The following is a 25647-nucleotide window of genomic DNA, read 5'->3' as shown; positions in this document are numbered from 1 at the left end:
TTGTTGTATTATGCAACTGTTGTAAATCACAACTATTATATATGAAATATTTTCTGATGTCAAGAAACTTCCAATTTCTTTTTTTCTGTTCTTTCTTTCATTTTTGTGCTATAATAGATAAATAAGCTACGTCTGGTTACTCTTTCGCGGTAACATCGTAGCTTATTCCTTTTTAGTCATATTTATAGAAAGTAAAGGTGAAGAATGTATCAGATCAATGAAATTGTAGTTTACGAAAATGGCGACTTGTACCAGATTAAAGATATCGGAACTCCCGATTTTATCACATCAGACCGGAAGTACTATACATTAGAATCGCTTGAGAATTCTAAAAACGTAGTCTACGTCACGCTTGCCCAAGAGGCAAAGCTGCGCCCGGTCATCTCCAGAGAGACCGCCAAAAGCTGTCTTGCAAAGCTTCCTGACCTGGAAGGCCAGTATAACCCAAATGCAAAGCTGCGTGATAAGGAATATTTGGATGTCTTAAAGAACGGCTGCTGCCTCACAAGACTGAAAATGTTCAAGGGGATTCTCCAGGAGAAGGACCGGCGTGTGAAGAATGGAAAGCATCTCTGTGTCAGTGATGACAGATACCTTCAGAAGGTCGGGAAACTGATCGACTATGAGTTCTCAGTAGCGCTCGACATGCCGATCACGGAGCTGCATGAGAAGATTACTGATGCGCTTTAGTCTCTACATAAAGATTCTGTATAAAAATACCGGTACAAGGCAGACGCTTCTCTGCCCTGTACCGGTATTTTAGATTCCAGCTCTATTTCAGATAGGAAAGCATTGAGGTTCCAATAGTACCCTGGGGCATCGGCACACCAAAGTTTTCTGCAACGGTCGCACCGATCACTGCAAAGGTGTCCCCCTCCGGCAGTTCTCTGCCACCCTCCATGGCCTTGGAATATGCCAGAAACGGCACCTTTTCCCTTGTATGGTCGGTTCCTGTGTAAGTGGGGTCATTCCCGTGATCTGCGGTGATGATCAGAAGATCATCCTTGCGCAGATTCTTTAACAGTTCTCCTAATTTTTCATCGAACCGCTCGATTTCCTGGGCATATCCCTTAGGATCTCTTCTGTGTCCCCAGAGTGCATCGAAATCCACCAGATTGACAAAACACAATCCATGGAACTCCTCTGTCTGTGCTGTCTCAATCGTCTGCTCCATCCCATGTACGGAACTTTTTGATTTCAGTACCTTCGTAATACCTTCCCCCGCAAAGATATCATTGATCTTTCCAATGGAAATCACGTCAAATCCATTCTCTTTCAAGGCATCAAGCGCTGTCTTTCCAAAAGGCTTCACCGCATAATCGTGCCGATTACTGGTCCGTTTAAATTCTCCCTTTTTACGCCCGATATAAGGTCTTGCAATGACCCGGCCCACCTTCCATTCATCCCGCATCGTCAATTCCCTGGCAATCTCACAGCAGCGGTACAATTCCTTTAAATCGAAGGTCTCCTCATTTCCACAAATCTGAAGCACCGAATCCGCGGAGGTATAGACAATCATATGCCCTGTCGCAATCTCTTCTTCCCCCAATTCATCCAGAATCTGTGTCCCGCTGGCACTTTTATTGCCAATGACTTTATGCCCGGTTCTTTTTTCGAGCTCCTCGATCAACTCCTTTGGAAATCCATTCTCCGTAAATGTGATAAATGGCTTTTCCGTCTTTAATCCCATGATCTCCCAGTGTCCGGTCATCGTATCCTTGCCCCTGCTGGTCTCGTTGAGACGGGTATAGTAAGCAAGCGGATGCTCTACCGGTGGTACCTGACAAAGTGGATGGAGATTTCCTATTCCCAGCTTTTGAAGATGAGGAATGTAAAAGTGTTCCACGCTCTGCGAAATATGACCCAGGGTATCTGCACCTGCATCCCCATAATCTGCCGCATCTTTTGCTGCTCCGGCTCCCAGAGAGTCCACGACAATCACAAAAACCCGCTGATATTTACTCATAAATCATCCTCTTTTCTATCCATGGCCCAATCGGGCCTGCTTCTATTCTATGCAAGATCGGCCGGACCAAACCCCATAGGGAATAATTCTTCCAAAATAAATGTTTCATAATGTCCGGTACCGTCTGCCAGAATGATTTTAAATTCTTTCGGATCGCAGAACTCCCTCATCACCTGTCTGCACACACCACATGGTGCCGTGAATCCAGATAAGACACCATCCTTTCCTCCCACAATGCAGATTGCCTCAAACTCCTTCACGCCCTCACTCACAGCCTTAAAAAATGCAGTCCTCTCTGCACAGTTACTGGGAGTGTATGCCGCATTCTCAATATTACAGCCCTGATAGACCCTCCCATTCTTCGCCAGAAGGGCAGCCCCCACCTTAAAATGAGAATAAGGGGCATAAGCCCTGTGCATTGCGTCCACTGCCTGCTCGATCAGCTCTTTCGCCTGCAGCATTTTATATCACTCCCTTTCCCGATACTCCTTCTATTTAAAAGCCGGATATCCCTGCTATTTTTTGTCCTTTTGAATCAGCTCCCTCACGGCCTCTATTGCCACACGAATCGCTGCATCCGTATCATGTACTATTGGATTCTCAAGCCCCTGCTTGGCCCGCTCCTGGTTTGCCAGGACCAGAAGTACAGAGCCTGCCCGTACCTTTAGACTGCTTGCCACTATAAAAAGTGCTGCGGATTCCATCTCGGATGCTTTACACCCAAGCTTCAACCAGGCATCCCACTTATTAAGCAGCTCATACCCTGCCGGCTTTGTCTTAGGTGAATGCTGTCCATAGAAGGAATCCTTGCACTGTACAACACCGACGTGATATGGCATCTTAAGCTCCTTAGCTGCCCCCACAAGTGCATTCGTTACATCAAAATCCGGCACCGCTGGGAACTCGATCGGAGCGTATTCCCTGCTCGTTCCCTCCGCCCGGATGGCTCCGTTAGCAATGACCAGATCCCCGCTTTTCACTTCCAGATCCATCCCGCCGCTGGTCCCAATGCGGATGAATGTATCCGCACCTGACATGACCAGCTCTTCCATAGCGATGGATGCAGACGGTCCGCCAATTCCTGTGGAAGTCACACTTACCTTCGCACCATCAAGTGTTCCTGTATAGGTCACATACTCCCGGTTATCTGCCATTAGGACCGGAGAATCCAGATACTTGGCAATCAGGGCGCACCGTTTGGGATCCCCAGGCAGAATGACATATCTGCCCACATCCCCTTTTCCTACCTGGATATGATACTGTTTTCCTTCATTTTCTGAATAATTGATCATACATCCTGCTCCTTACTTTTCTTTGAGTGCGGCCAGATTCTTCTCCTCCAGCACCTTCACCGCCTGTAGAAATACCCAGCACACCGGCGTATCAATCCCCAGCTCTTTTCCCATCCTTACCATGCTGCCCGCAAACATCTCGACTTCCGTCTTTTTCTTTGCTTCCAGATCTTGTAACGTGGATGGTTTGTTCCCATATGGAATTCTGCAGATTGTCTCATACTGCTTACGCATCTGTTCATCTGTAATCATGATCCCCTTTGCCTGGGCCACGGCCTGCACTTCCTTCATGGCTGCCCAGCGAATCTCATTTGCCGGCTCACAGTCCCGGAACATACCGAAGGGGATTCCGAGCATTGCACAGGTCAAGTTCTCCCCTACATTGCACATATATTTGAACCAAAGTCCCCACATCATATCCTTCTCTACTTTATATGGGATATCACAGCGTTCCATCAGATCCATGACTGCCTGTACCCGTTCTGTCAAGACATCATTTTTAGCCTCCCCGAAATAAATCTTGCCCCAGTAAGGATCAAAATCTGCCTTGCCGTTCTTCATGACAATGGACATCCTCATATAAGAATAAAGGACATGATCCCAGCCATAGACCGCCGCAACACGCTCCTCACTGTCCACACCATTCATGACACATAAAATCTGCGTCTTCTCTCCGACAAATGCCCGAATATCTTCGATTGCCTGATTCAGCCCCATATCTTTTACTGCCATGATAATCAGATCCTTCGGCGTCCCGTCCTGAGGTGTACAGATTGGAAAACGGTAGGTCTCCCCATTAACGACTACCCCTTTCTTCTCCAGACGTTCTTTTCTTTTGCCCTGTGCAATCACACAGAAGTTATCCCTTCCCAGGTGCTCCTCCATGCGGGGTGCAAAAAACACACCCATCGCTCCCAGCCCGATCAGTGCCACACTTTTCATTTCCATCATAAATCTGCCTCCTTTGCCTGACTGATGATACCCTAATATGGCTTCATTAGTATTTTCATTTTGTTTGTATTATATCACGAATCTAAAACTCTTGGAAGAAAACTGTCTTAAGACGATGTCTAAATCTGTCCCTGATATCCTGCTTTTTCTTGTCATATGTCTCTTCTGCAGGTTTTTCTTGACAACGCTTTCTGTAACTGTTATGATTACAGTATAAACTGTATTAATTGAAATTACAGAAAGAGGTGAACCTTCCATGAAGAAAAAGACGATCCTATTAACAGCACTGCTTATTTCGGCTTTATCCCTTACAGCCTGTGGAAACTCTGGGAAAGGGAAAGAGGCTGTCAGAACGAAGCCTTCTGAACTCAAGACCTCCGAGATTTCGAAATCAGATGCCGTCTCGGCATTTGGGAATTTTAAACTCACAAAATTTGATGGGACGCAGACAGAATTGACTCGTCTACTACAGAATGCTGAGCTGACTGTCCTCAATATCTGGGACCCATCCTGCGAAAGCTGTGTGGACGAGATGAAGGCATTCTCCACGATTTCGGGACAATATTCTGGAAAGGGAGTCCAGATTGTAGGAATTGTGCGGGGTGTCACAGAAAAGCAGGATCAGGACGCGCTTGCGGTCATCACAAAGACCGATGCCCACTATCTTCAGCTGTTAGATACAACAGAGCTGGACCAAAAGATACTCAATCAATATACCGAGACTCCAACGACTCTTTTCTTGAACCGCGATGGAGAACTGCTTGGAGATGTCTATACCGGAGCAAAAGATCAGGCTTTCTGGGAACAGGAGATCGAAAAATATCACAGTCAGGTATGTGTAAATGATCATCCCGCAGACTGTGCTACTGGGTGAACGCCCTGGTAGCAGCAGGCTGCTGCTTTCGTACAATTAAATGAGTCTGATAAAGGCGCTGTTTACAAACGAAAAGAATCATTTTGTAAACAGCGCCGATTTTTTATCTGTATGAAGTTTTTTCAGGAACCGCTTTTGATCCTTCTTTTCTACAGCTCTACGATCTCCCCTGTATGAGCGAGGTCATATCCCCCCGCTGCTTCCGCTTTCTTTCGGAATTCGTCACTTTTCAGTACGTGAAGGAACTGTCTAATCTCTTCCAGCTTTAGTGTCTCCTTTCGGATGGCAAAGTCATATTCTTCTTCCCCAACGGGGATGAAGTCCAGATCCATTGCATGTGCCGCTGAGTAGACTCCCATCCCGGCATCCGCCCCGCCACTTTTAACCATGGCTGCCACGGCCATATGAGTGGCTGCTTCCTTCTCATAACCATCAATCTCTTCCGGACAGATTCCCGCCGTCTTCAGCAGGTAGTCCAAAAGTACCCTTGTCCCGGCACCCCGCTGGCGGTTTACATAAGTCACCCTTCTTAAGTCCTCGATTCCCTGGATTCCCTTTGGATTCCCTTTCTGGACGATGATTCCCTGTATCCGTTTAACGCCCTTGATCAGCGCCATTTCCTGCTCTGGAAACAGCCTCTTTAGGTAGGATATATTATAGATCCCCGTCTCCTCATCCAAAAGATGGGTCGGGGCAATATGTGTCTCACCACGTTTTAATGCCATCAGGCCAGCCATACTTCCCACATGGGTGCTGGATAAAAAGCTTCCCGTATAAGAAAGCGGCATGAGGTCAGCCAAAAAATCGAGAATCAGATCATGGCTCCCGATAGATACCACCGTATGCTCGATCTCATCCAGACTTCGATATAACTCCACCTCCACCGTCTCCCCGGCCTCGACGCCTTCACAGTTCTGACCGATGATACAGAATCCATCCGCACGTACCAGGCTCATGGCCGCGCCCGCACCTCTTGCCAGAGGGGAGGCTATCAGCTTGTCCCCTACTTTTCCGACCTTCACCCGCACATATTCCTGATGCTTTAAAGAGGAGACCAAACGCTTGGAGAGCACCGCCTTGACGGTATGACCGGATAAATGCCGTTCTCCTGACATCAGATCCATGACAGGTCTGACAAAGTTTTCAAAATCAATATAGGCGGAAACAGGGTAACCTGGAAGTCCGATGACAGGCTTGCCTTCTACAATTGAAAGAATGACCGGTTTGCCCGGTTTTATTGCAACTCCATGGACGAGTACTTCTCCCATTTCTCTTAAGATGTGTACCGTATAATCCTCTGTCCCTGCGCTGGAGCCTGCGTTCACGACCACAATATCATTTTCATCTAGTGCTCTTTTGATGGCCGCCTTGATTTTCTCATAATCGTCTACTACCGGAGAATAACGGCGGGGAATTCCCCCATAATTCACCGTCATTGCTGCAAACATCCGGCTGTTGGACTCAATGATATCCCCTTCCTTAGGTTCCTTGTCCGGCTCAATGATTTCTGTTCCCGTCGGAATCAGCCCAATCTTGGGCTTTTTGGCCACTTCCACCTTAAGGATTCCACCACTTATCAACACACCGATGTCGATCGGCCGAATCTTATGACCGCCCGGAATCAACATTTCTCCTGCCACAATATCTTCGCCAATCGGCCGCACATGCTGCCAGCCGCTTACCGCCTCTAAAATCTGTACATGCTCCTCATCTGTCTCCAGCAGGTCTTCCGCCATGATGACTGCATCATACGGAGGACGTACCGGGTCGCCGGTATCTACGATCTGGAAATCTACTCCCTTTGTGAGTGTCAACGGATTCTCCTGAGACGCCCCCTGGGTCTGTTTCGCCGTCACTGCGATTCCGTCCATGGCTGCGGCATTAAAAAGAGGGGAACAGCATCTGGCGTAGACCGCCTTTGCCGTCATCCGACCCAGAGAGTCCTCTGCTGGTATCACTTCGGTCTTCGAAACAACAATATCCAGAAGTGCCTGCATATACTGTTCCTGCGCCTCCTTCACCGGTATCGTTTTTAAGTATAAATTACGCTTTCCCATACTTCCTCCTTCGGGCCCTAAATCTCAAATACAGACACCTGTTCTCCCTTTTTCAGCCCTTCTTTATTCTCTTCGATCAGGACATATCCATCTGCCCTGGAAAGTGTACTGATCAGGCCGGAACGCCCGAACACCGGGCAGGCCAGCAGTCTTCCATCCTCCATCCTCTCAAGATGTACCAACTGGCAGGTAAGTTTCCCCGGTGCAGCAGGGAGATTGGTAGATATCTCTGCTGTCCAGGGATAGGGTTCTTTTCCGCCCGTCCTGGTGCGCCACAGCCAGCCCACGAGCAGTTTGAAAACGAGCATCGCCGCCGCAGGATGCCCCGGCAGCCCCACAAGCAGAGTCTTCGATGGCTTGTCATATCCAAGAATTGTTGGTTTTCCGGGCTTTAGTGCAAGTCCGTGGGTGAAAGCCCCCTCACTTGCAAGCTCATCGATCACAGAATTTGTCTCATCCTTTTTCCCTTGGGAACTCCCCCCGGATACTACCACGATGTCGCTGTTTTCCATAGCTTTCTCTGCCGTTTTAAAAAGCAGGCTTCGTTCATCCTTAAGGACCGCATATCCCGACACTTCGAATCCCAACTGCCTGGACATGGCATAGATTCCATATGTATTGATGTCCCTCACCTGCCCGGGACCAGGCTTTTCCTTTGGTGCTACCAGCTCATCTCCTGTGGAGATAATGGAAATCCTCCACGGATGATATACCCGGACACGTGTGATTCCTAAGGCTGCCAGAACCCCGATAGATTGAGGGGTAAGTTTTGTGCCTCTTTTAAGGACTATCTCCCCCTCCTTCATATCATCCCCGGCTTCCACAATATTAGCGCCCACAGGCACGCTCTGATAAATGGCTGCCTGGGAATCAGAGAACAGTTCACAGTATTCCACCATCACAACACCGTCAGCTCCTTCTGGAATCATTCCCCCTGTTGGCACATAAACACAGGTCCCGGATGTAACAGTCTGATCGCACCCCTTCCCCATCTCTACTTCCCCAGCGATGTTCAAAAACACAGGGATGCTTTCCCCCGCGCCCTGTGTATCTGCTGCCTTTACCGCGTAGCCGTCGACTGTGGATCTCCTGAAAAATGGAACATTTTCTCCCGCACAGATGTCCTCTGCCAGGGTGGCACCCTTAGCATCCAGAAGCTCTTTTTCTATCGTTTCGGGCTCATGGCACTCCATAGCACTTATCATTTTTTGGCGGGCTTCCTCCACCGTATCTACATTCAGCAATCTCATGATTTTAAAAACCTTCCTTTTTCCATATGATGGATCTGATAGCAGATCTGATTGATATGATCCAACTGATGGTTCACGATCAGCCATGTCACAGGCTCCTTCTTCTGCACCTCCAGAATCATCTCCTCGAACAGCTCTTCACTTTCCGGGTCCAGGTTCGACAATGTCTCATCTACCATAATCAACTTCGGGTGAAAAATCAGTGCCCTAAGGAAAGAAAGCTTCTGCCGCTCCCCACTGGACAGAGACTTTGCATACTGCTTTTTCTGCCCCAGAAGTCCCACCTTCTCAAGCATCCGGTCGACCTCGGCCTCATCCGGTTTTATCTTGCGGATGGTCAGGGGATAGATCAGGTTCTGGTAGACGGATGTATCCATGAGATAAGGCCTCTGGAACATCATGGTAATCTCACGGCTGGTCAATCCCTCATAGTCGATACTGCCCTTATCCGGCTTTAAGATGCCTGCCGCTGTTTTTAAAAAGACCGTCTTCCCACAGCCGTTCGGACCGACGATTCCATGGATCTTCCCAGGCTCTATATACAAATCGTCCACTTTCAGACAAAACTTTCCGATCGTCTTTTCCAAATCAGTAATTCTCATCCTGTTCCTCCTCTTTTTGGAGCATATCACAGACCCACTGCAGAATAAACGCCATCACCAGCAGCAGAATTCCAAGCGCGACACCCTCTGTAAAAATCCCCTGGCTTTTCAGCAGGGAGATGGTCGTCGTCATGGTCCTCGTTCTTCCCTTGATGTTGCCACCTACCAGCATGACCGCGCCCACCTCACTGATGGAGCGTCCAAAACCAGTGACCATACAGAAGTAGATTTCCCGCCTCATCTCACGGATGGTAAGGAGCACGCTCTGAGCACGGCTGGCTCCCATGGTCACTGCAAACACCCGGATTCCCGGTGCCGCTTTCCTGGCATAAGAATAGATCATCCCGCAGATAATCGGAGTAATGATCAGCGTCTGCGCGATCACCATTCCCTTAATGGTAAATAAAAGCGACAAAGGGCCCAACGGCCCTCTGCGCATAATCAGGAGATACACGACCAGGCCTACGACCACGGGTGGTACTCCCATCAACGTCCGGTTCATTCGAACAATGATCCTCTTCCCCGGGAACTGGAACTTCTCAAGCAGAAGCCCCAGCATGATTCCCAGCACAGATGATATGGCGGTAGAACAGACTGCCATCGTAAAAGTCACCTCGATGGCACTTAGAATCCCTGGATCTGATATCACGCTTTTCAGCCACTCTATCATCCGCAATTTCCTCCTGTCTATGAATCAGTTCCGGCATTTGGTGTAAATAATGCCTGTCCATACTCATCGATTCCGTATTCACCGATCAGCTTCTGTACTTTGTCAGAGCAGATCCACTCGATAAAATCATTGGCTCCTTCATTATTAAGCTCTGGATATTTCTCTGGATTCACTGCGATCACACCGTACTGGTTCAACAGATTCTTATCTCCTTCGCAGACAATATCAAGCTCACTCTTAAGCGTTGCATCCTTGCTCTGTTTTAACCAGGTTCCTCTGTCAGTCAGGCAGTATGCCTTCTGCTCGTCTGCCATGGTGATGGTAGCGCCCATGCCCTGTCCAGATTCCACATAGTTCGGATCAGCTGACGGGTCCAGATTCAGTTCCGTCCAGATTTTCTTTTCCTTCTTATCTGTACCAGAATCATCCCCTCTGGATACAAATGGGAGCTGATCATTGATGATCTGGGTAAAGACTGCATTGATGTCATCGGTCTTAGCAATTGGTTCCTTTGGTCCGATGACTACAAAGTCATTGTACATGACTGGGAATCTCTCGACTCCATAACCGTTCCCAATAAATTCTTCCTCACTGGATTTTGCATGAACAAGAACAACATCCACGTCACCATTTTCGCCCATCTTTAAGGCCTCTCCGGTTCCAACTGCATTCCATTCCAGGTCCCAGCCGGTATCTTCCTTGAACAGCGGTTTCAAGTAATCCAGAAGTCCCGTATCCTCCGTACTCGTCGTGGTGGCCATCATCAGTTTTCCCTTGTCCTTAACCTCATCCTTCTTAGTATCTTCTGCTTCATCCTTCTTGGTCTCGGCCGGCGCCTCTGTCTTTGTATCTTCCTTCTTCTCATCCTTCTGACCGCCGCATGCGACAAGTCCCATTCCCATTGCCATAACCAGCATCACTGCCAAAACTTTTTTCTTCATAAACTTTTCCTCCTTTTCAGCATGCCCATTACATTATCCGGCCATCTTTCCATATGAAAAACTGGTAACTATTCAGCCATGCAAGCTCGATTCCGCTAAAACCGCTTCATCTCGCTTCGGCTAAACGCCGTATGGAAAGATTTATGCAGTTTCTGCTTAGTGAGCAAGCTCCCACACAGAAACTGCATAGATCTTCCCACATGGCTGAATAGTTACAAAAAAATGGCCTCTGAAAAAGAAGACCACGCAAAATAAACCTGATGAATTTCTGCGGATATTCTTTTCAAATACGGAAGGCACTTTCTTTTCAAAAAGTACCCATTGGCCCGCTGTCATTGCTTTCATCGCCGCTTTAGACAGCCAGGCTCGAATTCCTGCAACTGATATGTAATTTTAATTCTGCTGTTATTTATTTAAAATACCGCCGGCAGCTTTATAATACCTCCTTTACCTCTTACCCAAATTCGCCGGCAGTACTTTAATCCTGATGCAAAATATTAATTCTATTATACCATGAATACTAAGCTCATGAAATACCTCGCTAAGAATTCAGGTATATGTCTTGCTAGGCTCTACAAATACCTTGTTATATCTCACACTCTCCATAGGTATGCGCCATCACATCTGCCATCTTTTTCTTCCGGCATTCCGGACAGATTTCCTCTGGCTCCTCGCCGCAGCGTTTAGCCGCATATTCGATTTCTTCCCTGGTCCCGATCACAGTGCCGCATTCCCGGCAGTGGACCAGTTCGAACTCCCGTCCCCAGATGCTCCGTTTTTCAGGGCCGTCTGTAAATGAGATCGCGCTGGTCGGGCAGACCTTCACACAGCTTAAGCATCCGATACAGGCACTGCTCGGCTCATCATACGGGGTGGAAATCTTTTTCGCTGTTCCCCTCATGACCGTAGAAATGGCACCTGTTCCCAGGCTTGCGCAGGCTCTTGCACACAAGCCGCACATGATGCACTTTTCTCCCTGAATGGGCTTGAAACGGCTGCCGTCTATGGCACCATACTGTCTGCACAGTGCTGCAATCTCAGGACTCTCCGGCGCTCTCATAGCCAGAAGCATCAGGACTGCGCCCCGGTCCTCTCTGACCCGGTCACTGTCCGTATAGACTTCACAGGGCCGTTCCACAGGATACACACAGGATACCACGATCTTGCTCTTTCCACGTTCCACGACCTCCACCAGACACACTCTGCAGCAGCCCTGCTCCGCAAGACCGGGATGATGGCACAAAGTCGGGATATAAAAACCATTCCTCCTGGCAACATCAAGAAGGAACTCTCCCTTCTCGCAGGTACAGGCTTTTCCATTTATCGTAATCTCAATCATGCCTGCTGCCCCCTTTCTGCCACGTCATTTCTTCCCAGAGTGACCACCGCGTCAAACTTACATGCCTCCCGGCAGCTTCCGCAGGCGATACACTTCGTCTGGTCAATGGTATGTACTTCCTTCTTGCCGCCACTGATCGCATACGCCGGACATCCTCTTGCACACATGTCACAGCCGATACATTTCTCCGGCTGGATCGCGAATCTGGTCAGCTCCTTGCACACGCCCGCAGGACATCTCTTCTCACGGATATGTGCCTCATATTCCTCCCGAAAATACTGAATCGTCGTCAGTACCGGGTTGGCCGCCGTCTTGCCAAGGCTGCACAGGGATGCATCCTGCATCGCGTGTCCTAAACGCTCCAGAAGTTCAATATCACCTTCCCGGCCTCTGCCTTCGCAGATATCGGTCAGGATCTCAAGCGTCCTTCTCAAGCCCTCACGGCATGGGGTACATTTTCCACAGCTCTCCTCACACAGGAAGTTGGTATAATATCTGGCAACCTCCACCATACAGCTTCTGTCATCCATGACGATCATACCGCCGGACCCCATCATGGCCCCATACTCGGCCAGAGAATCAAAATCCACCTCCAGATCCAGCATGGATTCCGGGATACAGCCTCCTGACGGACCTCCTGTCTGCACCGCCTTAAATGCACGGTTGTTCAGGATTCCACCGCCGATGTCATAGATCAGATGACGCAGCGTTGTACCCATCGGCACTTCCACCAGTCCGGTCCTCTTGACCTTACCGACCAGAGCAAATACCTTTGTGCCGCTGCTGTTCTTTGTCCCGATCCTGGCGAACGCATCTCCGCCCTCCTGGATAATGACCGGGATATTCGCCAGTGTCTCCACATTGTTCAGTACAGTCGGCTGATTCCACAGGCCTCTCTGTACAGAACGGATATACTTGGCTCTCGGCTCTCCCACCCTGCCTTCGATGGATGCCATCAACGCCGTGGACTCTCCGCATACGAAAGCTCCGCCGCCCCGTACCACAGAAAGCTTCAGTCTGTGGGAAGATCCCATCACCGATTCCCCGATGATTCCTCTCTCCTCGGCATCCTGAATTGCCTTTTTGATATGCTTCACTGCCAGGTCATACTCATCACGGATATAGAAAAATCCTTCCTCCGCTCCGACTGCGACTGCAGCAATTGCCAGTCCTTCGATCACACAGTGGGGATCTCCTTCCAGGATCGAGCGGTCCATGAATGCACCGGGATCACCCTCATCTCCATTGCATGCTACATATTTTGGGAAGTGTTCATAGGATGCGGCGGTCCGCCACTTTCTTCCCGCCGGGAAGCCTGCACCGCCTCTTCCGCGCAGCCCGGACTTCTCCACCTCTGTAATAATCTCATCGGAAGTCATGGATACAGCCCTCTTAAGTGCTTCATATCCGCCTTCCTTTAAATAATCCTCAATATTCTCCGGGTCGATCCGCCCGATGTGCCTCAGGGCCACCTTATGCTGATGGGCGTAGAACGGGTTTTCCTCCTGGGAACGTACCCGGGTCCCGGTATCATCCTTATACATAAGCCGCGGAATCTCTTCCCCGCTTTGTACCGTCTTTTCTATGATTTCCTTCGCATCTGCGGGCTTTACTTTATAGTATACAAGATTGTCCGGCAGGATCTTTACGATCGGTCCGTTCTCACAGAAACCATTGCACCCGGTTGTCTTCACGTCCGCGATCACCCGGGCGTCTGCTCCCTGTTCCCTGGCCGCCTCATTCAGAGCCTCCACGACCTTCATACTGCCGTTTGCCCGGCATCCGGTACCACAACATATCAGAATCTGCTTTTCCATCTATGCAGCACCACCTTTCCGGACATCCGCTATAATCTCTTTTAATTTCTCAAGCGTTACTTTTCCATAATATACGTCATCTACGACCAGCACCGGGGCCAGTGCGCAGGAGCCCAAGCAGTTGACCGTCTCAAAGGAGAAAAAACCGTCCTCTGTGGTCTCACCCGGCTCAATGCCCAGTTCCCTTTTCACTCCGTCTATCAGTGTCGATGCACCTCTGATATGGCATGCCGTACCGTCGCAGCATTTGATAATATGCTCGCCTTTTGGCACCAGGCTCAATGCCTTATAAAAAGTAGCCATGGCATATAACGCCGACACCGGACAGTCCAGATACTGTGCCAGCGCCTCCATGCCCTCTCTGGGCACATACTGGTAAGTCCTCTGCATATCCTGCATGATAGCCAGTGCATATCTCTGGCTGCATTCATAAGAATGAATGATCTGATCGATACTTTCTATGGATACTTCCAAAAATTCCACCACCTTTACCCGCCTGCAACAACAGGGAATATCGAAACCACATCATCCGGGAGAAGCTTTGCATGAATCCCTCCCAGATGTGCCACATGTCTGCCGTTGACCAGAATGATGATCTCTTCTCCCAGGTCCTCTCCATCGGCTGTAAGCATCTTCTTCCTCAGCTTTTCCCCGTAAACATCACAGAGGGAATGTGCCAGATGGTAGAGATCTTCCTCATAGGGGAAATCTGTCGTCTTGCAGCCGGTATAATCTCTGAGATAAGCAAAAAACTTGATCTGCATTGCTTCATCTCCTTTTTTATACGGCAGAGGTTTTCTAAGCCCCTGCCGCAGCCTTTTTCTATAAACCTAATTCCTGTTCCTTCTCAGGTGTCGGAATCCCTTCTGCATCCCAGCCTCTTACCTGATAATATTCTGCCAGCATCGTATAGAGATCGTTGACCTTGCCCTTTGCAGGTCCTTCCGGCAGCTGCTCTCTTAAAAGCCTCGGCGGAAGCGTATCCTTCTCCACTCCAGCAGCGATGTTGAACTTCTTCTCCAGATTCCATACACGCTCGCCTTTGAGCAGGATATCCGCATCTGATTCGTCGCTTCCAACTGCCTCGCGGTACTGTGCTGCCACCTCCGGCAGCCCAATTGCAAAGGAGGTAAACAGACAGATTCCTACGGAATCGATCAATGCCGTCAGATCCTGGAAGACCTTCAGCATGGAAGCCTTTCCTTCTGTTACCAGCGGATCCATCTTGACTGGAAGCCCAAGGACCTCCGGTGAAGTCATGTAACCACGTACATGGCAGCCGCCGCGGTTGGAAGTTGCATACTCCAGACCGATTCCCTGCATTGCACGGCCGTCATAGGCCGGCATCTCCTGCTTCTTCACAGACATGGATAATTCTGGGTGTCCGTACTTCTCTGCCAGACGGTAGGAACCAAGAGCAAGCTGAGCGCCAAAGCCCTCGTTCTTTCCTGTCATCTCTGCCAGTTTGACCATGGTCGGTGCATCACCGAAACGAATCGGGATTCCTCCCGTATCCTCTTCTGTCAGATAACCTGCTTCGAATAATTCCATCGCACAGGCGATGGTCGCTCCAAGTGTGATCGGATCAAATCCATATTCATTACAGGTGAAGTTCGCCTTACATACTGCCTCCAGGTCATCGATTCCACAGTCCGCACCAAAGGACCATGCTGCCTCATACTCCGGTCCCTCTCCTCTGGACTTGAACTGTCCGTTCGGGATATCTACCACACGTCCGCAGCCGATGCAGCATCCAAAGCAGCCCTTGTTGCGGATTAGATACTTCTCTGCCAGTGTCTCGCCGGAAATATTATCTGCATCTGCATAGACAGAGCCGTCACGTCCGTTGTTCTTCGGCAGTGCTCCTGATTCATTGATGATATTGACCAGAATCTCCGTTCCATATGCTCCAAGCCCTTCTCCGGTAACCGGATGAGCCTTTAATACCTTCCTTGCATTCTCGATTGCATCCATGAAGCCCTCCGGCCTTGCAACGTAAATGGACTTCGTTCCTTTTACCACTACGGCTTTCAGCATCTTGCTTCCCATTACAGCGCCCATGCCGCCTCGTCCTGCTGCACGGTGCTTATCATTCATAACCCCCGCATACAGACACAGGTTCTCGCCTGTCGGTCCGATACAGGAAACCCGGAATGACGGGCCGCAGATTCTGTTCAGCTCATCTGTCGTATCATAGACGGTCCTGCCCCACAGATCCTTCGCATCTCTTAACTCTACCACATCATCATTGATATACAGATAAACCGGGTGGTCACTGACCCCCTCGAAAATAATTCCGTCATAGCCTGCAAACTTAAGCTCCGGTCCGAAATGTCCGCCGGAATTGGCTGCACCTATGGTCCCGGTAAGAGGTGCCTTCGCAACGACTTCAAAACGTCCGCTGCAGGAAGCTGCCGTTCCGGTCAGCGGTCCTGTCATAAAGATCAGTTTGTTGTCCGGTCCCAGCGGCTCAACCTTCGGATCTACTTCATCGCAAAAATACTTGGTCCCCAGTCCTCTTGCACCTATGTAATCCTTTGCAGACTGCATGTTCAGCGGTTCTTTTTTCACTGTGCCATCTGATAAATTCACTCTGATAATCTGTCCCATATATCCGTACATCATGCTTTTGCCTCCTCTCCAAATACATCTTTAAAGTGATCGGCAATTGCACGCTTCCTGTCAATGCCCTCTTCCGGGTCTTCATAGGAAATTGCTCCTGTCGGACAGAACTTCGCGCACTTCGGGTCTCCGCCGCACAAGTCACACTTATGTACCTGCCTTCTCTCCGTATTGAATCCGATGTTGCCAAGTGGACATGCGTTCATACACATCTTGCAGCCGATGCACTTATCCTGATTGATCACAACTGCATCCTTGTCATCTCTGGAAATTGCACCTACCGGGCATACTTCCAGGCAGCATGGATCTTCGCACTGCATACACATGACCGGAATACAGATGGCTGCCTCCTCATACGCCATAACACTGACGTTGGCAAATCTTGGATTAAATGCTCCATTGTGCCCAAAGGAGCAGACCAGTTCGCAGGTTCTGCATCCCAGGCATTTCTCGGGCTTAATCAATAACTGTTTTCCCATTAGCCAATACCTCCTTCATTAAAAAAATCCATTACTACGCCGGCCGGCATAATAATGGACTCCTTTGCAATTCGGCAGGCAGCACCGTTACCCGTGCTACCCATTGGTCCCGCCTTCCCGTATGCTTAATCGGCCCTCATACGTCAGAACTCCGGGACTCGGAGTTTATTTACATGTTTCTGTAAATATTATAATATAAGTTAACTGATAATGCTAGGGAATTTTTTAAATTTTTGTTAATTTTCATATTTTATGTCGAATTATGTTAATTTTTTATCAAATGTTTTTTCTTTTCTGACCTAGTCCTCCCGTGATTGTTGACTTTATAATAGCTTAAGGTATTTTATTTGGACTATTTGATCCAGCTGCAGACCGGGCATTCTGGGTTTTTCACCACAGGGATTTCCTCGACACTGCCATAGATTCCATCATAACTCAGCATACTGCTGCCCTTTCGTTCCTGTCCCGTGAGATAGCTGATTGCAAACTGTGCCTCTAGGGCACCCACAATCATCGTAGTCGTCCCCAGAGAGCTGCTTACATGCTCCTGTTCTTTCCCTTCCGGATTCATGCAGGCAAGACAGGGGGCATTCTCATCCGTCACCGCCGTTACTGTACCATAAGCTCCATCGATAGCCCCATCAATCAACGGTTTTTTGCATTCCATGGCAATCCGGTTGATCATCATGCGGGTCTGCACCTGGTCTACCGCACACATGACCAGATCAAAGGAAGGTACAATCTCTCTGCCATTTTCTTCTGTCATGCGCTCCTCCCAGATCTGTACTTTTATATCCGGGCGGAAACGCCTGAGCCACGCTCCGGCACAGACAGCCTTCTTCTTCCCAATATCCGCAGGAGTATACAGATATTGACGGTTTAAGTTGGTCCGCTCGATCACATCCCCGTCCATCACTCCGATTCTCCCGATTCCAGCCTCTGCGAGAGCGGTCAGGACGGGACATCCCAGGCCTCCTGCTCCCACTACCAGGACGGATGCATTCTTAAGACGCTCCTGATTCTCTCTTCCCATGCCAGGTACCATCATCTGCCTTGTGTAGCGGTCCCAGTCGTAAGTAAATGAGAACGCCTCTTGCTTTTCCAGTAGATCGCCCACGTGGATTTCACCCTCCTCCAGGGCTTGAGCGAACCAGCAGGATTCCCTAAGTTTACAGTCCAGGTCCTTTTGATAACGGCTGCATTCCTCAAAGCAGGGACCTTTTTTCTCTGTGATCAACAGTGTCGTACTCCCCACTTTGACTTGGTCCCCTGGTTCAAGCTGCAACCGTCCTTTGATGACCAGATTTGCCTTGAATCTCTGAAAGCAGAGGCCTTTGATTTCTTCCTCTTCCAGGAAACGTAAGACATCTTCTGTCATGATACTGATTGGCTTTTTGTCATCCACGCAGTGAAGGTCTCCTTTCATCCCGCCGTTCTTCACCACCTGTACAGACTCCACCTGCCTGCCGGGTGCCTTCTTCTCTTCAAATATCTGCAGTCTGCTGATATGGACTGTCGTCTTCTTTAGCATCTCCATCCTATCTCACTCCTTCCTATAACTACTCACACCAATTTTCCTATGCCTGTGTATCATCTGGCTGCTCCTTATCGTTCTGTGTCCGCTGACGCAGTGCAAGCTCTTTAATCTCCTGATACTTTCCAGTAACATATGCATAATTCTCTCTCTTATGCGGCAGCAGACAGTTTGTACAGTCCTTGACTCCTTTCTCTGTATACCGAAAATTCCCGCCGCATCCATCCCCCAGTGCATATAATGGACAATAGCAGAACAGACAATTAAAGTTCTCTGGATCATTTGTTTTATGGCAGGGGAAATATTCACATTCCTTGTGGCAGAAGAAAGAATATTTTTTTACCTTCCAATCTTGTTTTTCCTGACTCATGGCTTCACACTCCTTTGAAAATGCTTTTACTTATGACATTCTTTTCTTCCTTTTCTTTGTTCCTACTATAGCACGTGTGGATAGGCAGTTCAATTCCTCCTGCACTCTAATCCTTCCTAACATATCTTAAGAATCCATTTGACACTTTCTACTATACCCCCTACAATGAAAGTAGCATAAAATTTATCCTAAAAGCGGAGGTGTTATTATGTTACATGAGGTTAGTTTCCCATCCTACAACAAACGCGATGAGGTCCAGGGCTGGATCTATGTTCCGGCAGCCAAACCGAAGGGAATCGTCCAGATCATCCACGGATTTGGCGAGCATTCCAGACGGTATCTGCATATGATCGTCAGCTTCATGGACGCAGGCTACATCGTTGCAGCGGATGACCATGTCGGACATGGCAAAACTGCAATTGTCAATGATGCATGGGGGGACTGGGGCGATGCCGGATTCCGCACCATGATGGAAGACGAGCATACCCTGAAAGAACTGGTCTGTGAGAAATATCCGAACCTGCCTTATTTCCTGTTCGGACACAGTATGGGCTCCTTTATCACCAGAGACTATGCAGCCAAATATGGGGATGATCTGGCTGGAATCACGATCTGCGGTACTACCGGAACATTCCGCGGCGCGGCTGAAACAGCAGAACTTTTAAAAAAGACCTGTGAGGATGGACACGGCACAGAATCCAACCCGGAATTTACGGGTGCATTGATGGGATGGATGGGGGAACGCTGCGGAGAGATCACGATCGGAAATGAATGGATCTGCGCAGACCCTTATGTACAGCGCGACCATGCTGATGATCCATTTGATGCTTTCACCAGACCGACCAGCAACCGTTCTCTCTATGATTTCACACAGATGATGGAAGCCATTAAGGGGACACAATGGGCCCAAAAGGTTCCGAAGACGCTTTCGATTTATAATATCGGAGGGGACCAGGATCCCGTCGGCGAGTATGGAAAAGGAATCTATGAAGTGTCTAACTGGCTGTGCGACACTGGACATCAGGTAACTACGAAAGTATACTCTGGCTATCGGCATGAGATCCATAACTATGCAGCAATCAAAAATGAAGTGGAGGCAGGGATTATTGCATTTATGGATGGAGTACTTGGCTAATTTAGAAACTGTATAGACTTCATACATCAAAAGCTCATAATCGAAAAGGTTCTTCTATCATTTTCTTTTCATGATAGAAGAACCTTTTTATATATCTCAGCAAGATGTGGTCAAATACCTAGCGGCACGGACTACATGATTTGCCAGCACCGAAGTTGTCACGCTTCCGACTCCCTTAGGCACTGGACTGATGTAAGAAGCCCTCTCCTTTACAGCGTCAAAATCCACATCTCCGCAGAGATTTCCTGACTCATCAAGATGAATTCCTACATCCACAACAACCGCACCGTCCCCCACCATTTCTTTTGTAATCAGCTTTGCTTTTCCTGCAGCCGCCACTAATATCTCTGCATTGCGGCACGTTCCTGCAAGATCTTCTGTCCGTGTGTGGCAGATCGTAATCGTAGCATGTTTCTTCAAAAGCAGCATAGAAAGCGGTTTTCCGACTACCATACTTCTCCCTACAATTGTAACACGCTTCCCTTTCGGATCGATGCCGTAATAGTCCAGCATCTCCATGACCGCCTCTGCCGTACATGGTGCAAATCCTTTTTCGTCTCCTGAAAATATCCTGGCAACGTTAATATCACTCATACAGTCTACATCCTTAAACGGATGGATCATTGCTTTTACCGGCCCTTCATCTAAGTTCCCCGGAAGCGGCCGGAACAATAAGATTCCATGGACCTTCGGATCCTCATTCACCTTCTGGAATGCCTCCTCAAACTCTGCCTGATGGATATTCTCCGGCAATTCCAGCACTTGGCATTTGATGCCGACCAGTTCCATTCTTTTCTTTGCTCCGCGCTCATAGGCAAGATCGTCTTCCCTGTTACCTACTCGGATAATCGTCAGACATGGTTCTATTCCTTTTTCTTTCAATTCTATAACTTCCTGAATCAGATGCTCCTTCATGGCTTTTGCCACGTCCGATCCCATCATAGCTGTACTCATATACTTTTCCTCCGGCCCTTATTTGATCTTTTCAAGCACGCATTGATAAATACGCTTTTTCCATTCGCGCCCTTCTTCGATCATAGCCTCAGTGCGCTGATTCATCTGTTCTGCACGCTCCCGGTTTTTCATCAGTTTCGTATTGATAAATACATTGAGAGAGGCGCCCTCCAGTGCCGCCTGTGCAAACAGGATACCGACGCCCACGTCACTGATCGCGATCCGGCTTCCTTTCTCTCCCAGAACCTCCAACAGATGTACCACCTGGAGAATCGTCTCCATGATCTGCATCGGAACTACACTCGCCTCATACAAGGCATCTTCCAATATCCGTTCTTTCTCTGCCTTTTGCTCCTTCGTATCTTTCGGGAGTCCATAAGCCCTTGACAATGGTTCAAATGCCTTTGCATCCTCATCTGTCAGCTCCACCAGCTTATCCTGCAAATGTTTTAGCTGACCTCTTACTTCTTTTATTTCTTCCTCGACATCTGCATATTTTTTCTTCCCTACAGTCAGATTCGCTACCATCATGCCCAGCGCGGACGCAAATGCTCCTACCGCGGCGGAGGTCCCGCCTCCGCCCGGTACTGGTGCTGCTGAAGAAAGTACCTCCAGAAAATCTGTTGTCTTTTTCTCTAGCATCATTTTTTCATTCCTCCTAGAAGAGTCCTGATATCACACCATCAGCATCCACATCGATTTTCTCTGCCGCGGGTACCTTTGGAAGTCCCGGCATCTTCATGATATCACCGGTCAATGCCACCAAAAAACCGGCCCCGGCAGATGCTGTGATATCACGGATCGTAATACGAAAACCTTCTGGTCGTCCCAGTTTCTTAGCATCATCTGTCAGAGAATATTGATTCTTTGCCATACAAATCGGAAGGTCTCCTAATCCAATTCTCTCCAGATTCTTTATTTCTTTCTCAGCCTTTGGAGTATAATCCACACCATCAGCCCCATATACCTTCGTAGCAATTGCTTCAATCTTCTCTTTAATAGAGGCTTTTACATCATAGACAAATTCCATGGTACTTTCCCCTTCACACAGGCGGATTACTTCCCGGGCCAGTTCCTCGCCTCCTGCACCTCCATTTGCCCACACATCTGACAGGGCAACATTCACGCCTAATTCTTTACATTTTTCTTTTACCAATGCAAGCTCCGCATCCGTATCTGTCGGGAACTTGTTAATGGCAACTACCGCTGGCAGATGATAGACTTTCGTAATATTTTCAATATGCTTGAGCAGATTCGGGATTCCCTTTTCCAGAGCTTGCAGATTCTCTGCCTGTAGTTCTGTCTTTGGCACGCCGCCATTATATTTCAATGCCTTAATGGTTGCTACCAGGATAACAGCATTGGGACGGATTCCTGACATACGGCACTTAATATCGACAAATTTTTCTGCTCCAAGGTCTGCACCAAATCCTGCCTCTGTCACCATATAATCTGCCATCTTGATTCCCATTTTTGTGGCAATGACGCTGTTACATCCATGAGCAATATTTGCGAACGGTCCTCCGTGGATAAATGCCGGTGTTCCTTCCAGGGTCTGCACCAGGTTCGGCTTCAAGGCATCCTTTAAAAGCGCTGCAACTGCCCCTTCTGCATGCAGGTCTCCCGCAGTTACCGGTTCGCCAGTTCTGGAATAAGCTACAATGATCTTCGCCACACGTCTCTTTAAATCTAAAATATCATTTGCCAGACAGAATACTGCCATAATCTCCGAGGCCACCGTAATATCAAATCCATCCTGTCTTGTCACACCGTCCGCCTTTGCTCCAAGTCCGTCTACAATACTGCGCAGTTGACGGTCATTCATGTCCACGCATCTTCTCCATGTCACGCGGTTCGTATCAATATCCAATGCATTGCCTTGATGGATGTGATTGTCAAGCATCGCTGCAATCAGGTTATTTGCCGCACCAATGGCATGCAGATCTCCTGTGAAATGCAGATTGATATCTTCCATCGGCACGACCTGTGCGTAACCGCCTCCGGCTGCACCGCCCTTCACTCCAAAGACCGGTCCGAGTGAAGGCTCTCTTAATGCGACCATTGTTTTCTTTCCCAATCGGTTCATAGCATCGGCCACCCCGATCGTTGTCGTTGTTTTGCCTTCTCCTGCTGGCGTCGGATTGATGGCAGTTACCAGAATCACCTTCGCATCCGGGCGTTTAGCCAGTTCATCTTCATAATAACGGTAGTCGATCTTCGCTTTATATTTTCCATAATTCTCTACATATTGATCCGGTATCCCGGCGGCTTCTGCGATTTCATTAATCACTTGCAGCTTCGTTTCCTGTGCAATCTCTATATCACTTTTAAATCCCATTTTCTCGTTCTCCTTGGCCTTTTATCGTCTCTTTTTCGGAGCTACATGAATAGCACCATCAAAAAGCTCTTCCAACGCTTCCCCGACGCCCTCGTTGTATGTCGGATGAGCACGCATCCCTTTTAATAGTTGGCCGGCTGACATATGATTTGCTATCGCTGTACTAAATTCTCCAATCATATCCGTAGCTCTTGCACACATCATCTGTGCCCCCAGTATCTGATCCGTTTTTTCTTGTACCACGACCTTTACAAATCCACGTTCTTCCTGGGTGATCAACGACTTTCCATTCGCACTCATAATAAACTTTCCGACTCTCACCGGGATTCCCTTTTCTTTTGCCTCATCCTCAGTAAGCCCCACAGATGCGATCTCCGGGGATGTATATACACAACTCGGAACAACATTAAGGTCGATAGAGGCTTCCTTTCCCGCCAGATATTCTGCCGTCACCATGCCCTGTGCGCTGGCCGTATGTGCAAGCTGCATGCCCTTGATCAGATCACCGATTGCATAGACGCCCTCCAGGCTGGTCTTGAAATGTTCGTCTACAACCACTCTTCCACGCTCCATCTCTGGTTGTATCCCTTCTCCAAACAGCCCTTCCGTATTCGGGATACGTCCAACTGCACACAATACATATTGAGCAGACACAGACATCTCCTTTTCCTTTTCTATGAATCTGCATGCATAAGCCCCGTTGTCTTCCACCACGCTCTGTACCGAAGCAGAGGTATGAATATCTATCCCCCGTTTCTTCAAAATCAATTTCAGATTCTGGGAGATTTCTTTTTCCATATTCGGAATCAATCTTGGAAGCGCTTCTAAAATCGTGATTTTACAGCCAAATGCGGCAAATGCTGTTGCAAACTCCACACTGATCACACCGCCGCCAATAATGACCAGACTTTCCGGCAGCTTTTTCAACTGGAACAACTCATCACTGGTCAGTACTCCTGGCAGATCCATTCCCTGGATTGGCAGGAGCAATGGCTTGGAGCCCGTTGCCAGGATGATGTTCTGGGCACTGTAGATTTCTTGTGTTCCTTGATCGGTTACCTGTACCTGTCTCTTAGAAAGGAGCGTTCCTCTTCCAGAAATCAATGCGACTCCATTGGCTTTTAAAAGCTTATCTACACCTTGAACCAGCTTCTCTGTTGTTCCTTCTTTATAAGCCAGAATCTTTTCATAATCAAATGACACATCCAAAGCCAGGATTCCGAACCTTTCTCCTTCCTGTATCTCCCGGTACAAAGAAGACGCATGCAGCATTGCTTTAGCCGGAATACAACCTCTGTTCAGACAAGTCCCGCCTACTCTTCCAGCCTCGATCACTGCTGTTCTCAATCCTAACTTCGCCGCCTTGATTGCCGCTACATATCCTCCCGGCCCGGCACCGATCACAATCAGGTCATATTTGTTCTCCATTTTTCTCTCCTCTATAAATCTACTGTTTTGATCCATGCTATTATGTCTTTTATCATTTCTTCTTCCTGCTGATTTCTGGACCAATACAGGCCTAGCTCTGCACAAATACTGTTCTTGTTGTAGCGGACTTTCTTTAGATATTTGGGTATATTTTCAATGAAGCCCGGTACTAATGAATCAGAATATACCGCCACATCCTCAATTCTTCCATCTGCGACCTTTAACTGGATATTCATCTGTCCCCATGAAAACCGATGAGACAGTTCATATTGAAAATCTATTTTTCTGCCATACAGCCATTTCCATGATGAAAAACGCTTTTTCGCTGCCTGCACCTTGTCCTGTTCAAGATCCTCTATCCCAATGACTTCTGCCTGTAACCCATAAACCTCATCAAATGCATACTTTAATGCCAGTTTCAACTGTTCTATTGAGAGCTCTGGAAGAAACTCCGTTAAATTCGCCACTCGCGACTTCACTGAATCGACCCCTTTAGACTGCAGTTTTTCTTTGGAGACTGTTAGATACTTTGACAGTTCTCCCAGATTCACATTCACCATCAAGGTGCCATGATGACAGCAATGAGCTCCTTGTTCATAGAATGCATTTCCAGAAAATTTTTTTCCATGAATCAGGACATCATTGCGTCCAGACTTTTCTGCCTGAATCCCCAGCCTGCTGACGGCCTTTAAAATAACCTCCAGTTGTCGGTCTACATTATAATTTTCTTTGCCTGCCAAAAATGTGAAATTCAGATTCCCCAGATCATGATAGACTGCCCCTCCACCGGACAGACGGCGGGCCAAATGTCCGCCGTCCTCCTCCAGCTTGCTGACAAGGCATTCTTTCCAGGCATTCTGATTGCGTCCGATCACGACCGTATTCTGATTCTGCCACAAATACAGAATACATTGATCTTCCCTGCAATTTAGCAGCAAATATTCCTCCACCGCCAGATTCTCGTAAGGATCATACTGTTTACTTTCTATATATGTTATTTTCCTGATCACTGCCTTAGCCCCTGTCTT

Annotated in this window: 25 protein-coding genes and 2 riboswitches; of the genes, 3 read left to right on the top strand and 22 right to left on the bottom strand. The window is 48.3% G+C overall.

Annotation, left to right across the window (positions count from 1 at the left end):
* Nucleotides 1-204: 204 nt before the first annotated feature.
* Entirely contained in the window at nucleotides 205-690 is a 486-nt protein-coding gene (locus tag HGO97_RS10170; protein WP_216241200.1) for a CarD family transcriptional regulator, read from the top strand.
* 82 nt (nucleotides 691-772) lie between these two features.
* On the opposite strand, the gene HGO97_RS10165 is transcribed toward HGO97_RS10170, so the two are convergent.
* Genes HGO97_RS10165 through HGO97_RS10150 form a run of 4 tightly spaced genes read right to left on the bottom strand, consistent with a single transcriptional unit; the run spans nucleotide 773 to nucleotide 4209 of the window.
* Entirely contained in the window at nucleotides 773-1966 is a 1194-nt protein-coding gene (locus tag HGO97_RS10165) for a phosphopentomutase (protein WP_216241198.1), read from the bottom strand.
* 47 nt (nucleotides 1967-2013) lie between these two features.
* Nucleotides 2014-2427 (bottom strand): cytidine deaminase, encoded by a 414-nt coding sequence (locus HGO97_RS10160; protein ID WP_216241196.1) that lies wholly within the window; start codon nucleotides 2425-2427, stop codon nucleotides 2014-2016.
* 54 nt (nucleotides 2428-2481) lie between these two features.
* The gene (gene udp / locus HGO97_RS10155; RefSeq protein WP_216241194.1) at nucleotides 2482-3258 is read right to left on the bottom strand and encodes a uridine phosphorylase; all 777 of its coding nucleotides are present in this window, start codon (nucleotides 3256-3258) and stop codon (nucleotides 2482-2484) included.
* 12 nt (nucleotides 3259-3270) lie between these two features.
* Nucleotides 3271-4209, bottom strand: coding sequence for a ketopantoate reductase family protein (locus HGO97_RS10150; protein WP_216241193.1), 939 nt, complete (start codon nucleotides 4207-4209; stop codon nucleotides 3271-3273).
* A 256-nt stretch (nucleotides 4210-4465) separates the two neighbouring features.
* Here HGO97_RS10150 and HGO97_RS10145 point away from each other — a divergent pair, with 256 nt between their 5' ends.
* Complete coding sequence (locus HGO97_RS10145; protein WP_216241192.1) at nucleotides 4466-5083, top strand: TlpA disulfide reductase family protein; 618 nt, start codon at nucleotides 4466-4468, stop codon at nucleotides 5081-5083.
* A 149-nt stretch (nucleotides 5084-5232) separates the two neighbouring features.
* Here the strand turns inward: HGO97_RS10145 and HGO97_RS10140 are convergent, their stop codons facing one another.
* The 13 genes from HGO97_RS10140 to HGO97_RS10080 all read right to left on the bottom strand — a co-directional run bounded on the left by HGO97_RS10140 (nucleotide 5233) and on the right by HGO97_RS10080 (nucleotide 18764).
* Nucleotides 5233-7140 carry a molybdopterin biosynthesis protein gene (locus tag HGO97_RS10140; protein ID WP_216241191.1) on the bottom strand — a complete coding sequence of 636 codons (1908 nt, stop codon included), beginning with the start codon at nucleotides 7138-7140 and terminating at the stop codon, nucleotides 5233-5235.
* Between the two features lie 17 nt (nucleotides 7141-7157).
* A complete protein-coding gene (locus HGO97_RS10135; RefSeq protein WP_216241190.1) occupies nucleotides 7158-8390 on the bottom strand; it encodes a molybdopterin molybdotransferase MoeA in 1233 nt (410 codons plus the stop codon).
* Nucleotides 8387-8992 (bottom strand): ATP-binding cassette domain-containing protein, encoded by a 606-nt coding sequence (locus tag HGO97_RS10130; RefSeq protein WP_216241189.1) that lies wholly within the window; start codon nucleotides 8990-8992, stop codon nucleotides 8387-8389. The genes HGO97_RS10135 and HGO97_RS10130 overlap by 4 nt, the downstream gene beginning before the upstream one ends.
* Entirely contained in the window at nucleotides 8979-9662 is a 684-nt protein-coding gene (locus tag HGO97_RS10125) for an ABC transporter permease (RefSeq protein WP_216241188.1), read from the bottom strand. The genes HGO97_RS10130 and HGO97_RS10125 overlap by 14 nt, the downstream gene beginning before the upstream one ends.
* Before the next feature lie 17 nt (nucleotides 9663-9679).
* Entirely contained in the window at nucleotides 9680-10603 is a 924-nt protein-coding gene (locus tag HGO97_RS10120) for a substrate-binding domain-containing protein (RefSeq protein ID WP_216241187.1), read from the bottom strand.
* Between the two features lie 260 nt (nucleotides 10604-10863).
* A riboswitch (molybdenum cofactor riboswitch) is annotated at nucleotides 10864-10987 on the bottom strand.
* 202 nt (nucleotides 10988-11189) lie between these two features.
* Complete coding sequence (locus HGO97_RS10115) at nucleotides 11190-11942, bottom strand: 2Fe-2S iron-sulfur cluster-binding protein (RefSeq protein ID WP_216241186.1); 753 nt, start codon at nucleotides 11940-11942, stop codon at nucleotides 11190-11192.
* Nucleotides 11939-13759, bottom strand: coding sequence for an NADH-ubiquinone oxidoreductase-F iron-sulfur binding region domain-containing protein (locus tag HGO97_RS10110; protein WP_216241185.1), 1821 nt, complete (start codon nucleotides 13757-13759; stop codon nucleotides 11939-11941). Before HGO97_RS10110 ends, HGO97_RS10115 begins: the two co-directional genes overlap by 4 nt.
* A complete protein-coding gene (locus tag HGO97_RS10105; protein WP_287841234.1) occupies nucleotides 13760-14242 on the bottom strand; it encodes an NADH-quinone oxidoreductase subunit NuoE family protein in 483 nt (160 codons plus the stop codon).
* A 5-nt stretch (nucleotides 14243-14247) separates the two neighbouring features.
* Entirely contained in the window at nucleotides 14248-14523 is a 276-nt protein-coding gene (locus HGO97_RS10100; protein ID WP_216241183.1) for a MoaD family protein, read from the bottom strand.
* A 58-nt stretch (nucleotides 14524-14581) separates the two neighbouring features.
* Nucleotides 14582-16384: an aldehyde ferredoxin oxidoreductase family protein gene (locus HGO97_RS10095; RefSeq protein WP_330654229.1), complete on the bottom strand. Its 1803-nt coding sequence runs from the start codon at nucleotides 16382-16384 to the stop codon at nucleotides 14582-14584.
* Nucleotides 16381-16860 (bottom strand): 4Fe-4S dicluster domain-containing protein, encoded by a 480-nt coding sequence (locus HGO97_RS10090; RefSeq protein ID WP_216241182.1) that lies wholly within the window; start codon nucleotides 16858-16860, stop codon nucleotides 16381-16383. Before HGO97_RS10090 ends, HGO97_RS10095 begins: the two co-directional genes overlap by 4 nt.
* A gap of 43 nt (nucleotides 16861-16903) precedes the next feature.
* Nucleotides 16904-17036: riboswitch (molybdenum cofactor riboswitch) on the bottom strand.
* A gap of 176 nt (nucleotides 17037-17212) precedes the next feature.
* Entirely contained in the window at nucleotides 17213-18397 is a 1185-nt protein-coding gene (locus HGO97_RS10085) for a ThiF family adenylyltransferase (protein WP_216241181.1), read from the bottom strand.
* A 40-nt stretch (nucleotides 18398-18437) separates the two neighbouring features.
* Nucleotides 18438-18764 (bottom strand): cysteine-rich small domain-containing protein, encoded by a 327-nt coding sequence (locus HGO97_RS10080; RefSeq protein WP_216241180.1) that lies wholly within the window; start codon nucleotides 18762-18764, stop codon nucleotides 18438-18440.
* 208 nt (nucleotides 18765-18972) lie between these two features.
* Here HGO97_RS10080 and HGO97_RS10075 point away from each other — a divergent pair, with 208 nt between their 5' ends.
* Nucleotides 18973-19899, top strand: a complete 927-nt coding sequence (locus HGO97_RS10075) for an alpha/beta fold hydrolase (RefSeq protein ID WP_216241179.1) — start codon at nucleotides 18973-18975, stop codon at nucleotides 19897-19899.
* Between the two features lie 96 nt (nucleotides 19900-19995).
* Here the strand turns inward: HGO97_RS10075 and HGO97_RS10070 are convergent, their stop codons facing one another.
* The 5 genes from HGO97_RS10070 to HGO97_RS10050 are packed head-to-tail and all read right to left on the bottom strand — an operon-like array spanning nucleotide 19996 to nucleotide 25629.
* A complete protein-coding gene (locus HGO97_RS10070) occupies nucleotides 19996-20853 on the bottom strand; it encodes a bifunctional 5,10-methylenetetrahydrofolate dehydrogenase/5,10-methenyltetrahydrofolate cyclohydrolase (RefSeq protein WP_216241178.1) in 858 nt (285 codons plus the stop codon).
* Nucleotides 20854-20871: 18 nt separating this feature from the next.
* Entirely contained in the window at nucleotides 20872-21495 is a 624-nt protein-coding gene (locus HGO97_RS10065; protein WP_216241436.1) for a cyclodeaminase/cyclohydrolase family protein, read from the bottom strand.
* A gap of 16 nt (nucleotides 21496-21511) precedes the next feature.
* Nucleotides 21512-23191: a formate--tetrahydrofolate ligase gene (locus HGO97_RS10060; RefSeq protein ID WP_216241177.1), complete on the bottom strand. Its 1680-nt coding sequence runs from the start codon at nucleotides 23189-23191 to the stop codon at nucleotides 21512-21514.
* A 21-nt stretch (nucleotides 23192-23212) separates the two neighbouring features.
* On the bottom strand, nucleotides 23213-24619 hold the full coding sequence (lpdA, locus tag HGO97_RS10055) for a dihydrolipoyl dehydrogenase (protein ID WP_216241176.1): 1407 nt from the start codon (nucleotides 24617-24619) through the stop codon (nucleotides 23213-23215).
* 11 nt (nucleotides 24620-24630) lie between these two features.
* Nucleotides 24631-25629 (bottom strand): lipoate--protein ligase, encoded by a 999-nt coding sequence (locus HGO97_RS10050; RefSeq protein ID WP_216241175.1) that lies wholly within the window; start codon nucleotides 25627-25629, stop codon nucleotides 24631-24633.
* Nucleotides 25630-25647 lie beyond the last annotated feature (18 nt).

It is taken from the genome of Faecalicatena faecalis (genome assembly GCF_012524165.2).
Lineage (GTDB): Bacteria > Bacillota > Clostridia > Lachnospirales > Lachnospiraceae > Faecalicatena_A > Faecalicatena_A faecalis.
Note: the sequence above shows the minus strand (reverse complement) of the source record. Positions and strands in the feature narration are given on the sequence as shown.